We start from the raw sequence: 12,421 nt of genomic DNA, 5'->3' as shown, positions 1-12,421 counted from the left end.
GCAATTAAAATACCAGCCAAGCGCCGTGTAACCAAACCATTCCATAGAAAGCATAGTATTGGCAACACATTATTTTTCAAACCTTTTTATAGAGTGATGACTATGAATACTATTAAAACTGCTATGGCTATGGCTTTAGTTGCAGCAACAACCTCTGCTATGGCAACTGCAACTGTAGAAGCGACTCCAGCTGCTAAAGTTGATGCGTTAAAAGCTCAAGTAAAAGCAGAGAGCATTCAGACTGCAAACACAGTTAAATCAGCAGCTGCGGCAACTCAAGAAAAAGCTGTTGTAGCAACTGATACTGCTGTACACAATACTGTAGCAGCCAAAGATGCAACTGCTGCCAAAGCAACTGAAGCAAAAGATGCGGTAGTAGAAAAAACTGCCGAAGTGAAAGACGCAACTGTTGCACAAGCAACTGAAGTAAAAGACGCGACTGTTGAAAAAACTGCTGAGGTACAAGAAGCAACTGCTGAAAAAGCGGATGCTGCTAAAGCTGAGAAAAAAGGTTTCTTCTCTTGGTTTAAAAAATCTGCAGCTTAATTTGCTTTAACGCATTTTAGCTCAAAAAAAGGATGCCTTTGAGCATCCTTTTTCTTTCTACAGAAAACATTTATTTTTCTATCAATATTTTAAAACTAGCGCATAGCATTATTTTGAATAGAGCCCTGCTGTTGTTGCAACTGTCTGATAGATTCATTTTGCGTAGTATTTTCCAAAATACCCATCGAAATTTGCTCTCGAGCAATTTGTACATTGGTTGCGCTGCGGTCTATCCCAAAAGGTTCGAGGATAATATATAAGCCTTCTCTTGGATCAGGTGACTGCAAACCTTGTGCAACCGCCAGAACATATTGCTGCTGTTCCAATGGCAAGCTGTTTATATCGGGCATTGGCCCATCAGGCACAAGATCGATGCTCGCTAAAATGGTCGGATTAACCACAAAATTTTGAGTATCCAGCTGGATCTGCATAATCCGATGCTGCAAAGCTCTTACTTTTTGCGGATCTTGCTGATATTGAATGATGCTTGTAGTTTCAGCTCTTAATTCCGGTTCTGCCATCATTCTTAATACAGGCATTTCAGCAGTATCGGCAAAAGCAGCAGATAGGGAGAAATGTCCAAGCATCAACATGCCAGCAAAAAACATATATTTTGGGAGCTTCATGGCAGTCCTACTCAAAAAAAATAAAAGTAAATAAACAACCTTTAACACTCATAATTCTATAATAAACCCTTTATTTGACAGCCTTTGCCCCGATAGGCGGTCTGAATTGAATTTTAATTTTTATTCAAAAATCATTTGATTTAGTATCTTTATATACATGAAATTTATATTAAAAAATTCCATTTTTATTATATTAATTTTCTAAAAATCATCTTTTTAGCTTTGAATTATTACTCTAAAACAACCCAATATCCCGCTGGCTTAATTTTTTATTTTTAGACCGTTCCTATACGTAGCATGACAGGAAATGTTACATCTAATTTTTCAGGCGCAACTTTTAAAGCATTTGAAATCGACTCAAGTGGATCATGCTCATTTTTATCTTGATAATGCTTGAGCGCTGACCAGGTTGTTAGATAGCTCAACAATTGCTGTGGTGACCATTGATATTGCAAATGCATCTCTGCTACAGCCTGCTCATTAAAAGGAAACGGAATGGTTTGATACAACTCATCAATATAACGGCGCTCACTGTCCCAATAACCGTTTAGTGTTTCAAAGTACAGCTGTTGAACCAAACTGTTAACCGCAGCATCCTGCACTTCAACTAAGCCATAACCAATGGCAGCGAACACTCCTTGCGGTTTAAGCACCCGTTTGACTTCTTTATAAAAGGCATCAAAGTCAAACCAGTGAATGGCTTGAGCCACCGTGACCAGATCAATAGATTGTGCCGGAAGATTACTCTGCTCTGCCGCTTGCAGCTGATAGCTGACATTTTCAAAATAAGGTGCTTGCTGCAACTGGGCTTCACTAATATCGGTTGCCACCACATGATCAAAATACGGGGCTAATAATTGGGTGAACTGTCCAGACCCTGCTCCACAATCCCAGGCGACATTCCGTTGCGGCACATGCTTTAAAATTTCTTTCACAATTTGAATGGAATAATTTGGACGGGCTTTTTTATAACAAAGACTATGATTGGAAAAGAGGTCTTTCATTGAACTATTCTCAAAATATTGCTTAATTTAATCAATCACCTGATCAATTGTAAAACTGACTTGGGCAATCGGATTGAGCTGATCATTCAACTGATAATATTTAACATCGTACGTACCGGCTTTCCATCCTTGCACCGGATTAAAACTGACCCAGTTTTGCTCCCGATTAGCGCTGATCCGCTGTGGCATAAAAAATAGCACTTCACCTGTAGACTGGTTACTCCAGCGGATAAAAACCTGCTCGTTATTGGGTACTTTGCCCAAAGTATCAAAATGGGCAAATAACTGTTGTCCGGCATAAATCTGCCTCGGCAACACATCTCCTGCTGAATATTGTTGTTGGCTCGTCACCTGGGCTTGACCTGCCAAGACTTCATTCGCATCATTTTTTACATCGACAAATTCACTGACCAGACGTTTGGCAAACGCGTGCTTATTTTGAATACTGGATAAGTCATAGCCCGGAAATGTCTGATCAAGATACGTATTGATCTGTTCAGGAGTCGCGCTCTCTATAACTGAGTTGATCTGTACTTTCTGATTTTTTAACTGCTGTTGTAATGCAAGTTGATTTTCAGGTTGAATCAGCACTTTTTGCTGAATCCGCTGAATAAAATTTTCCACAGCAATATCCTGACGTGGTTCAGCAACAGGCGGTACAGATTCAGACTTGGATGAGGCAAAAAAATAGCCCAATCCAAAACACAGGATGCCAATAAGCAACGGCATAAAAAATTTCATAGCGGTTAAAAACTATGAATTACAGGTGATGGTTTCAGTCAGATTTCCCACAGTGACACTTAAACTTCCACGCGAAAATAATGTGCCCTTACTCACTTGCTGTCTGGTGAAATTGGTTCCTGAAAGCAATCTCAATCCTTCTGAAGTACAGATTCCTGTCTGGGTGTCATTCGTGAGTCTTAGTATGCAACCATCCGTTGTAACTCTATGTGTATTCGCTACGGGTTGAGCACATATCTGAGTAATAACCGGGGATGATGATGACTGTAAGTCACATGCGGAACAGTCCTGACTCGGACCGCCACAGGCATTGGCTGCTCTTTCACTGCGACAAACATAGGTTTGTGAACCAAAAGTAAAAGTTTTCTCAAAGGAAGAGTTGAAGTAATCTCCGCTTCCACTACCACCACAGGCAGTCAGCAGCACAGAGAGTAAAGTGAATATTGAACATCCGATTGTTTTCATTTTTTATGCTCGAATTGTTATTGCGGTTATTTTATACCAAAAAAGTTCAGACCCCAAAAAAGCTGACAAAAAAAAACCTCAAACAATGTTTGAGGTTTTTTTCGAATATGGTGGCGAGACCCAGGTTCGAACTGGGGACACACGGATTTTCAATCCGTTGCTCTACCGACTGAGCTATCACGCCGATGCGGTGTATTAAGCCGTATCTGGCATCAATAGTCAATATAATTCATGACATTTTTATTTGATCGAATATTTTTTGCCCAAAAAAAATCCCTGATGAGATCAGGGATTGAAATCTTGAAATAGATTTTGAATATGGTGGCGAGACCCAGGTTCGAACTGGGGACACACGGATTTTCAATCCGTTGCTCTACCGACTGAGCTATCACGCCAATGGAGCGTATTAAACAATTTAAGTGTTTTTCAGTCAAGCAGGTTTTATGCTTTTTTAAACAAACGTTTATTTTTACAGCAGATTTCACGTTATTTGATTATTTTTTATTTAAAACTCAATTCATTATTTAATCCAGCACTATTTTTAGGTATAAAAAACAGCCTCAAGGCTTAAGTTCCGATCAGTTAAAAGGTGTTTAATTAACTTGCTGGCTTTTTAGATCAAATATTGGCAGCTGGTTTGTTTCCTGCAAAACCGTGTTTTTCATCTACCCAATGAGAAGCCTGAAAATATATTTTGGGTTGGCAAGAAAAGTATCTTGCAGTGCAAGGCATCTCATAGCTCAAACCATTGCGAATGACATTTTCACGTATCAAATAACATGATGAATTCACAATAAAAAATGCCAGTCAATTTCTTCACTGACTGGCATTAGCCTCAAGGCTGCTTTTTTACACTCTGTTTAAGCTTAAATTTTTTCCAAATGCGCCAGACAACGATGAATGGCGCCACAGCCCGGCTCAAAGGTCTTCACCCCTTTATCTTCTTCAATTCGGCAGACTTCGCTCACCAGTCGTTCTGCAACCCCGCGTCCACGGTTAGCCGGATGCACTACAATATTTTCCAGGATCTTGCTTTCCCCTTGCCCGGTACACCAAATTGCCCCAATCAGTTTAGTATTAAATTCTGCTGTATAAACTAAGGTATACTGAGCCAAGTTTTGCTCTAGTTGTTCAATGGCATCCTGCCCATCTCCAAATTCCGGGCTGGTGTCATACAGTCGCTCAAGCTGGCTGCGCACTTCGTCATTTTCTAGTGAAGTATAAGCATGTACGGTAATAGGCATTGATTAACCCTCCTGAGCAATCTAATATGCGATGATTTCGTCATCGCGAAAAATTTTTACATCATCATTTTTGACGTTTTTTGAGGAACGTGTCTATGACGCAACGTATCAGTGAAGTGGTAAGAAACACTAACGAAACCAAAATTCGAGTTCGGGTGAATCTTGATGGTACGGGTCAAGGCACCCTCAACACAGGTATTCCATTTTTAGATCATATGATTGATCAAATCAAGCGACACGGCTTATTCGATATCGATATTCACTGTGATGGTGACCTGGATATCGATGATCACCATACGGTCGAAGACTGTGGTATCACACTGGGTCAGGCTTTCGCACAAGCATTGGGTGATAAAAAAGGCTTACGTCGTTATGGTCATTTTTATGCACCATTGGATGAAGCTTTAAGCCGTGTAGTGGTTGATTTATCTGGTCGCCCTGGCTTGTGGATGGATATTCCATTCACTCGCGCCCGTATTGGTAGCTTTGATGTTGATCTATTCTCTGAATTTTTTCAAGGCTTTGTGAATCATGCGTTAATGACGCTGCATATTGACAACCTGAAAGGCAAAAACAGCCATCACCAGATCGAATGTACATTTAAAGCCTTTGCGCGCGCACTGCGTATGGCCTGTGAAATTGATCCACGTGCAGAAAATACTGTTGCTTCAACCAAAGGTAGTTTGTAATGACCCGTATTGCCCTTCTTGACTATGGCATGGGAAATTTACATTCTGCAGCCAAAGCCTTAGAGCATGTCGGCGCAACTGTCGATGTGACCAATGATCCTAAATTAATTGCCCAAGCTGATAAAATTGTATTTCCGGGTGTAGGTGCAATGCGTGACTGCATGCAAGGTATGCATGAAGCCGGTATTGATGAAGTTGTACGCCATGCGGTATTCAACAAACCTGTACTGGCGATTTGTGTCGGCATGCAAGCGTTGATGCAACGCTCTGAAGAAAATGGCGGTACAGATGCGCTGGGTATTTTTGCAGGTGAAGTGAAGCATTTTCCTGAGATGGCCGGTTTAAAAGTTCCCCATATGGGCTGGAATCAAGTGCATCAGGCAGACCCAAGCCATCCGATGTGGAAAGACATTGAACAGGATGCCCGTTTCTATTTTGTGCATAGTTTCTATGTTGAACCGAAAGATACCGCTCTGATCGCTGCGACGTGTGATTACGGTTTAGAATTTTGTACTGCGCTGCATAAAGAAAACCTGTTTGCCACCCAGTTCCATCCGGAAAAAAGTCATACCGCAGGTTTGCAACTGTTGAAAAATTTTGTGGAATGGAAAATCTAGACTTTCACTGTTTGGTATTTTAAAAGCTCAACTCTGGTTGGGCTTTTTTATGGGCTCAAATTGAGTAGCCGATATCGGGTTGACTGTTTTTTATGCATTTTAATTGTTATTATATTTGTGCAAATCATTATATTTAAACAATAATTAAATCAATGGGGAATAAAAAAATGAATCCAACCTCTCAATACAATGAGTCAGCCTTAAACCCAAGTGGTCGTTTTGGTCGATTATCCTATCTGGGCTGGAATGGACTGCTGTGTATCTCCATGATGCTTATCATCATCCTCATCGCTATTGGACTTCCAGGACTGCAAACACCAGATCAAAGACTGCCTACATCAGCAATACTATTTTTAAGTTTTGTATATATGTGTGCGCTGTATTTTTCTTTCATCTTCGCCATCCGACGCCTCCATGACTGCAATCACAGCGGATGGCTGTCCTTACTGATGCTGATCCCATTGATCAATTTGGGTTTAACCGTGTATTTAGCTTTTGCCAAAGGCAATGAACATGAAAACCAGTTTGGTCTACCGCGCACCACAAAAACCTGGGAAAAAGTCTTGGCATGGTTCTATGTGCTGATTTTTCCACTCGCTCTTGTAGCGGCAATTGCAGTTCCAGCTTATCAAGATTATGTGACTCGTGCTCAACAGGTGCAGATGGAATAAAGTATCCATCACGCCAATGAATACGTTTAAATTCTGGATAAAGCCCATGACTGGTGGGCTTTATTTTTGCGTAAAATCTGAAAAGCGATTAAGCTGAATTTAAAATAAATCACTATCTCGATTCATTATGGAAGAATTTCTGTTTCAAACGCTGCCGAGCAAAGAACAAATTCAGGAGTTGCCTGTCTTTGAGAATCTTCCCATGCAACAGATTCATCTCATTCACAGCATTGAACAATGTCTTGCTATTGAAGAAGAATTGAAAAGCTTTGCATTACTGGGTTTCGATACCGAATCCAAACCGACCTTTGCCAAAGGTGAAGTGTCAACCGGGCCACATCTGATCCAGTTGGCCAGTCATGATAGCGCCTATTTATTTCAAATTAACCCTCAAATATTAGAATTTCTAAAACCTGTTTTTGAAAATCGGGATCAAATCAAAGTCGGCTTTGGTTTAAAAAATGATGCGCATCTGTTTCGGAAAAAAGGCATTGAGCTGAATAGTGTGATTGAACTGTCGAAATGCTTCTCCACCTTTGGCTTCCCCAATCCCATGGGGCTGAAAAATGCCATGGCACTTTTATTTCAGGTGAATTTCCCTAAAAGTAAAAAAATTAGCACCTCCAACTGGGCGCGTAAAATACTGACTCCAGCCCAAATCCAATATGCGGCTGCCGATGCTTATGCACCTGTGCTGGTGTTTGAAGAGTTGCATCGTTTGGGCTTACTGCCTGAACATATTCCCAACACGTCATTAAAATTACGCATTCGCCCGAACAAAACAAAAGCTGAAACTGAGGCTTAGAGATTTAGCAATACTTTGTTAAGATGACAAACAATAACTTTAACGAGATTAGGCAAGGAGCGAAAGCATGCTGATCATCCCTGCAATTGACCTGAAAGATGGCAAATGTGTTCGTTTAAAACAAGGCCGCATGGAAGACGATACCGTATTTTCTGACGATCCAGTTGCAACTGCACAGCATTGGGTAAATGAAGGCGCGCGCCGCTTACATTTGGTTGATTTAAACGGTGCTTTTGCCGGCACGCCCATCCATAAGCCAGTGGTTGAAGCCATTGCTAGATCTCAGCCGGATTTACCAATCCAGATTGGCGGTGGTATCCGTTCGCTGGAAACCATCGAGCATTACCTACAAGCTGGCGTATCTTTTGTCATTATCGGGACTAAAGCAGTTCAGGATCCTGAATTTGTTGAAGAAGCCTGCAGAAAATTCGCCGGTCACATCATTGTCGGTATCGATGCCATGAATGGCATGGTGGCAACGGATGGCTGGGCAAATGTCACTGACGTAAAAGCGACTGATCTGGCAAAATGCTTTGCCGATGCCGGTGTATCCAGCATTGTTTATACCGACATCGCACGTGACGGCATGATGCAAGGTGTCAATATCGAACAGACCGTGAACCTGGCAACTTATTCAGGTTTGCCTGTAATTGCATCTGGCGGTGTAACCAATCTTGACGACGTGCGCAATTTAAAAGGCCAACCAGGCATTTTAGGTGCGATCACCGGTCGTGCAATTTATGAAGGCACATTAAACCTTCGTGAAGCGCAATCACTTTGGGATGATCAATCCATCTAAGTATTGATTCATCCTTAAGGGGTCTTCGGACCTCTTTTTTATTTCCATGAATTTCTTCGCTGTATAGACATGTCAAACGCTCCTTCTCGGTTTAAAACCAAAGCCCCACAACTTGCCTTAATTCTGATTACCATCATTTGGGGTGGATCATTCCTGACCGTGCAATACGGTTTAAATTTTGCTAGCCCGATGTTTTTTGTCGGCTGTCGTTTTGCTGTAGCCATGCTGTTTGTCAGTCTTTTTTCCTGGAAAGATCTAAGTGGCATTAACTTTAAAGAAATTGCTGCGGGTGCATTGATTGGGTTGGTAATCGCGATTGGCTATGGTACTCAAACCATTGGGCTACAAAGTATCAGTAGTAGTGAATCAGCTTTTCTAACCGCGCTGTATGTGCCCTTAGTACCGCTTCTGTTGTGGCTATTGTTTGCTAAAACGCCACAATTTATGACTTGGTGCGGTGCAGGACTGGCTTTTCTCGGTCTCGTATTCTTGACCGGCAACGGCTTTGGACACCTACAACTGAACTTTGGGCAGCTGATTACCCTTCTCGGTTCAATCGCCATCGCCCTTGAAATTATCCTGATTGGTTTTTTTGCCGGTAAAGTCAATGTCCACCGAGTAACAGTGATTCAGCTTGGCTTTGCTTCTCTTTTTGCTTTTTGCATGATGCCTGTGACGGGTGAAGCGTGGAATCCGGCATTTTCTTGGCCACTTCTGATCATTCTCTCTGGACTGGGTTTGGCCAGTGCAGCCATTCAGCTGGTAATGAACTGGGCGCAGCGCGAAGTTGATCCTTCACAAGCTGCTATTATCTATTCGGGTGAACCGGTCTGGGCCGCCCTGATTGGACGACTGGCTGGTGAACGCTTACCCATACTTGCCATTTTAGGCGGTGCATTGGTGGTGATGGCTGTGATTGTCAGTGAATGGAAGCCGAGATTTTTCAAGAAAAATAAGCAAGTAAGCTCTTAAGAGTTTAATTGCTTTCTATTCCCTGACCCTGGCTCTCTCGCATAGGAAGAAGGAATAAACTAAATCAGGCAATAAAAAATATGTTCTGCGAGGGAGAGGTACTCCACCAATTGCCAGAACGATGCTATTAAAAAAGGCAGCTTAAAGCTGCCTTTTTATTTTTATTTATCAGTCGTTATTATTGATACATCGGTTGATTATCATTCAAGCGAATAATACCGCGAATAGCACGATAGACAATCCAGATCCAGGAAATACCAATCACCGTAAGACAGAATGTAGTTGCAATGAGTGCAACACCTGCGAAAAGATCGGTATTTTCACCGGTAAAAAACAGGAAAAAGAACGGAATAAAAGCAATAATATTCCAGAATAAATACCACCAAAAAGTGCGGATTTGCCAGGTAAAATGGCTTTCAAAAATAGAGCCGCGTACATCGCTACGTTTAACATAGTTAATGATTAATGCAATAACTGCCAGTAAACCAGCTGAAAAAATAGCAATAATATAAAGGACATAAAGAATTAAAGTCAGAGTACGATTAGAGTCTTTATCTATAGAATAATTCATTGTAAGACCTTCTAAAGTAATTGTTCTTCTTTAAAACTTAAGGAAGTTTAAAGGAGAAATTAGCCATAAAATCAAAAGAATGTTTAAGCCTATAGTACAAAAATAAATCTTTCTAAACGGTTGTTTTTGTGTTTTATGACGCAATTTTTCCTGTGCCAGCCATGCTGTAGGCCAGCCTCCAAGAAAGGATAAAATATGTAAAGTCTGTTCAGGTACACGGCGATTACCCAGTAATGCCGCCTCTTTATCTTGCGCATACATCCAATAGGTCATGGCATTCATGATGCTGATAAATAACAACACCATTCCACTTAACAAGCCGGCTATGGTAAAAACAGCCAAAGCCAAGATATAAGCTACACAGGCAATTTGCATCGGCTTTAATTTTTGTGTTTGTCCATTTAGGTTTTTCGGTTTAGCCAGTATTTTTTGTGTTTGCGAGGCTTTGAGATACATTACCTGTTGCGCACGGAAACGCCCTTCCCCATCCAGTAATACCGTATATTCCAGTGCACAGCCGACAATAGGACGTGGGCCTTGACGAGCAAAATCCTTGATGTGTAAAAACACGCGATCTTTCGAGGCATCATTCGGTTGAATGAAACCATAGCCTTTGTCATCAAACCATTCGACTAATCGCCCCTGATCGCGCATTTTTATTTCCTATTTATTTTAAGCAGTGACAAATTTTAGTCTTTCTACCAGCATATTACGCATCTCTTGTGGATTTTTTTGCAAAATATCATCGCCAGTACGTCCCTGTTGTGCATTTTTTTGTGCCACTTGTAAACGCATCAGCCAAAATCGAGCTGCTGCCATCGCCAAATATATCTCTAAACAGGCTTTTTCATCAGCGGTTAATGGACGTACGGTTTCATACGCTTCCAAGAATGCTTGTGCCTTAACTTCATTTAAATGCACCTCTGGATATTCGCTACAGAAGTCATTTAAAGTTATCGCGAGATCAAACAGGAATTCATCTTTATTCAGTTCGTAAAAATCTAGAATACCCTTCAATTCATTCCCTTCAAACAAGGTGTTGTCACGGAACAAATCTGAATGAATAAAGCCTTTAGGGCGGTCAGGATAGACTGCGGTTAAAGCCTCATATAGCCCCAGAACTTCACTCAATAAAATAGCATCCGCAGGATTTAAAGTCGGTTTTAATTCTTTGGCGACTTGTAACCAATAATCATGATTACGATATTCTGCCCGTTCTAAAGGAAAATCTTGTAATGCGATATGCATCTTCGCCTGTGCAATGGCAATCGCTTGTGCTTGTTCCACAGTCGATGGTATCGGATGTTGACCCATCATGCGCGGCGCAATTTGAGCAGGCTTATTTTTTAGCGTATGAATAGCTTTACCCGCATAATTTAAGGGCACTGGTACCGCTAAACCCTGTTTACCCAAATGCTCAAGTACCGGAACCAATTCTCCTGCACCTTGCTCATCCATCTCTTCGAATATAGTCAGCACATAATGTTTGGCGTTTTCACAAACTAAAAAATAGTTTGTGTTTTGAATACCTCCTTGAATGGGAATCAGGTCAACCACGTCTAATCCATAAGGTGCTGCAAAAGCCTGAACTTCCTGTAAAGTCAAAGGGGTATAAACCGACATAGAAAACCTGCAAAAAAACTTACATAATTTTGATAGAATACCTGCTCCCACTACCAAGGTGTAGCACCTTCGTGGCGAAGTTTCATAATCGGCTGTTATTTTTGGAAAAAATTATGCTTGCTAAACGTATTATTCCTTGCCTTGACGTAGATAATGGTCGAGTGGTGAAAGGTGTGCAATTCCTTGATATTCGTGACGCAGGCGACCCGGTTGAAGTGGCACGTCGCTATAACGAACAAGGTGCCGATGAAATTACCTTCCTAGACATTACTGCAACCTCGAGCGGCCGTGACACCACTTACCGTACTGTTGAACGTATGGCCGAAAGTGTATTCGTTCCATTAACCGTAGGTGGCGGTGTGCGTAAAGTTGAGGATATTCGCTCATTACTCAATGCCGGCGCAGATAAAGTCAGCATTAACTCGGCTGCGGTGTTTAATCCGGAATTTGTCCAAGAAGCATCACAACGCTTTGGCGCACAGTGTATTGTGGTTGCCATTGATGCGAAAAAAACGGCTCACAATAAATGGGAAATCTTCACCCATGGTGGCCGTAAAGCAACCGGGATTGATGCCTTGGAATGGGCCGTCAAAATGGCAGAATATGGTGCCGGAGAACTGCTGATTACCTCTATGGATGCTGATGGCACCAAATCTGGTTATGACCTCAAACTCATGCGTCAAATCAATAATCGCGTGAACATTCCGACCATTGCTTCGGGCGGTGTCGGCTGTTTACAACATTTAGCAGATGGTATTTTGCAAGGTGGAGCAGATGCAGTTCTGGCCGCTTCTATTTTCCACTTTGGTCAACATACCATTCCTGAAGCAAAACAATATCTAGCTGCACAAGGCATCGAAATGCGCCTGTAAAACTTTAATACCTTCTTATCAAAAAGAGTGTTTTTAAAATACTCTTTTTTATTTTAATGAAGTATTAATAAAAATTTTAGATAAAAAAAGGGAGTCTTAGAGACTCCCTATAAACCCAAGAAAACTACAGCGCGTGGTTTCTTGCAAGATAAAACACCAGACTAGATACACTAACT

At 41.4% G+C, this 12,421-nt stretch carries 16 protein-coding genes and 2 tRNA genes; 9 read left to right on the top strand and 9 right to left on the bottom strand.

Annotated elements, in window-relative coordinates; all coding sequences use genetic code 11:
* Positions 1-102 precede the first annotated feature (102 nt).
* Positions 103-546, top strand: coding sequence for a hypothetical protein (locus AY606_RS13210; protein WP_067869522.1), 444 nt, complete (start codon positions 103-105; stop codon positions 544-546).
* A 95-nt stretch (positions 547-641) separates the two neighbouring features.
* Here the strand turns inward: AY606_RS13210 and AY606_RS13205 are convergent, their stop codons facing one another.
* The 3 genes from AY606_RS13205 to AY606_RS13195 form a co-directional block, all read right to left on the bottom strand.
* Positions 642-1,172: a hypothetical protein gene (locus AY606_RS13205; protein WP_081408411.1), complete on the bottom strand. Its 531-nt coding sequence runs from the start codon at positions 1,170-1,172 to the stop codon at positions 642-644.
* A 275-nt stretch (positions 1,173-1,447) separates the two neighbouring features.
* Entirely contained in the window at positions 1,448-2,176 is a 729-nt protein-coding gene (locus AY606_RS13200; protein WP_067869520.1) for a class I SAM-dependent methyltransferase, read from the bottom strand.
* Between the two features lie 27 nt (positions 2,177-2,203).
* Complete coding sequence (locus tag AY606_RS13195; RefSeq protein ID WP_155858210.1) at positions 2,204-2,905, bottom strand: hypothetical protein; 702 nt, start codon at positions 2,903-2,905, stop codon at positions 2,204-2,206.
* A gap of 64 nt (positions 2,906-2,969) precedes the next feature.
* Between AY606_RS13195 and AY606_RS16175 the strand changes: the two genes are divergently transcribed.
* Positions 2,970-3,146 carry a hypothetical protein gene (locus AY606_RS16175; RefSeq protein ID WP_212838743.1) on the top strand — a complete coding sequence of 59 codons (177 nt, stop codon included), beginning with the start codon at positions 2,970-2,972 and terminating at the stop codon, positions 3,144-3,146.
* 344 nt (positions 3,147-3,490) lie between these two features.
* On the opposite strand, the gene AY606_RS13190 is transcribed toward AY606_RS16175, so the two are convergent.
* The 3 genes from AY606_RS13190 to AY606_RS13180 all read right to left on the bottom strand — a co-directional run bounded on the left by AY606_RS13190 (position 3,491) and on the right by AY606_RS13180 (position 4,626).
* Positions 3,491-3,566 (bottom strand) — tRNA-Phe (locus tag AY606_RS13190).
* Positions 3,567-3,701: 135 nt separating this feature from the next.
* Positions 3,702-3,777: transfer RNA gene (locus AY606_RS13185), tRNA-Phe, on the bottom strand.
* Positions 3,778-4,248: 471 nt separating this feature from the next.
* Entirely contained in the window at positions 4,249-4,626 is a 378-nt protein-coding gene (locus tag AY606_RS13180; RefSeq protein WP_067869514.1) for an acetyl-CoA sensor PanZ family protein, read from the bottom strand.
* Between the two features lie 95 nt (positions 4,627-4,721).
* Here AY606_RS13180 and hisB point away from each other — a divergent pair, with 95 nt between their 5' ends.
* From hisB to AY606_RS13150, 6 genes are all read left to right on the top strand, one after another.
* Complete coding sequence (hisB, locus tag AY606_RS13175) at positions 4,722-5,315, top strand: imidazoleglycerol-phosphate dehydratase HisB (protein WP_067869512.1); 594 nt, start codon at positions 4,722-4,724, stop codon at positions 5,313-5,315.
* Positions 5,315-5,932: an imidazole glycerol phosphate synthase subunit HisH gene (hisH, locus tag AY606_RS13170; RefSeq protein WP_067869510.1), complete on the top strand. Its 618-nt coding sequence runs from the start codon at positions 5,315-5,317 to the stop codon at positions 5,930-5,932. The genes hisB and hisH overlap by 1 nt, the downstream gene beginning before the upstream one ends.
* A 167-nt stretch (positions 5,933-6,099) precedes the next feature.
* Positions 6,100-6,603 carry a DUF805 domain-containing protein gene (locus AY606_RS13165; RefSeq protein WP_067869507.1) on the top strand — a complete coding sequence of 168 codons (504 nt, stop codon included), beginning with the start codon at positions 6,100-6,102 and terminating at the stop codon, positions 6,601-6,603.
* 127 nt (positions 6,604-6,730) lie between these two features.
* Positions 6,731-7,408 (top strand): 3'-5' exonuclease, encoded by a 678-nt coding sequence (locus AY606_RS13160; RefSeq protein WP_067869504.1) that lies wholly within the window; start codon positions 6,731-6,733, stop codon positions 7,406-7,408.
* 67 nt (positions 7,409-7,475) lie between these two features.
* Positions 7,476-8,207, top strand: a complete 732-nt coding sequence (hisA, locus tag AY606_RS13155) for a 1-(5-phosphoribosyl)-5-[(5-phosphoribosylamino)methylideneamino]imidazole-4-carboxamide isomerase (RefSeq protein ID WP_067869500.1) — start codon at positions 7,476-7,478, stop codon at positions 8,205-8,207.
* Positions 8,208-8,276: 69 nt separating this feature from the next.
* Positions 8,277-9,179, top strand: coding sequence for a DMT family transporter (locus tag AY606_RS13150; protein WP_067869497.1), 903 nt, complete (start codon positions 8,277-8,279; stop codon positions 9,177-9,179).
* Between the two features lie 178 nt (positions 9,180-9,357).
* Here AY606_RS13150 and AY606_RS13145 read toward each other — a convergent pair whose 3' ends face one another.
* From AY606_RS13145 to AY606_RS13135, 3 genes are read right to left on the bottom strand one after another with little or no spacing between them, the layout of a single operon-like run.
* Positions 9,358-9,750, bottom strand: a complete 393-nt coding sequence (locus AY606_RS13145) for a DUF4870 family protein (RefSeq protein WP_067869494.1) — start codon at positions 9,748-9,750, stop codon at positions 9,358-9,360.
* A gap of 30 nt (positions 9,751-9,780) precedes the next feature.
* Positions 9,781-10,404 (bottom strand): DUF1294 domain-containing protein, encoded by a 624-nt coding sequence (locus AY606_RS13140; protein ID WP_067869490.1) that lies wholly within the window; start codon positions 10,402-10,404, stop codon positions 9,781-9,783.
* An 18-nt stretch (positions 10,405-10,422) separates the two neighbouring features.
* The gene (locus AY606_RS13135; RefSeq protein WP_067869487.1) at positions 10,423-11,373 is read right to left on the bottom strand and encodes a homoserine kinase; all 951 of its coding nucleotides are present in this window, start codon (positions 11,371-11,373) and stop codon (positions 10,423-10,425) included.
* A 113-nt stretch (positions 11,374-11,486) separates the two neighbouring features.
* Between AY606_RS13135 and hisF the strand changes: the two genes are divergently transcribed.
* Positions 11,487-12,245, top strand: a complete 759-nt coding sequence (gene hisF / locus AY606_RS13130; RefSeq protein WP_067869483.1) for an imidazole glycerol phosphate synthase subunit HisF — start codon at positions 11,487-11,489, stop codon at positions 12,243-12,245.
* The last annotated feature ends 176 nt before the right edge of the window (positions 12,246-12,421 follow it).

The sequence above is a fragment of the Acinetobacter sp. SFB genome (genome assembly GCF_001647545.1).
Classification (GTDB): Bacteria; Pseudomonadota; Gammaproteobacteria; order Pseudomonadales; family Moraxellaceae; genus Acinetobacter.
This window is presented reverse-complemented; position numbering and strand designations above follow the sequence as displayed.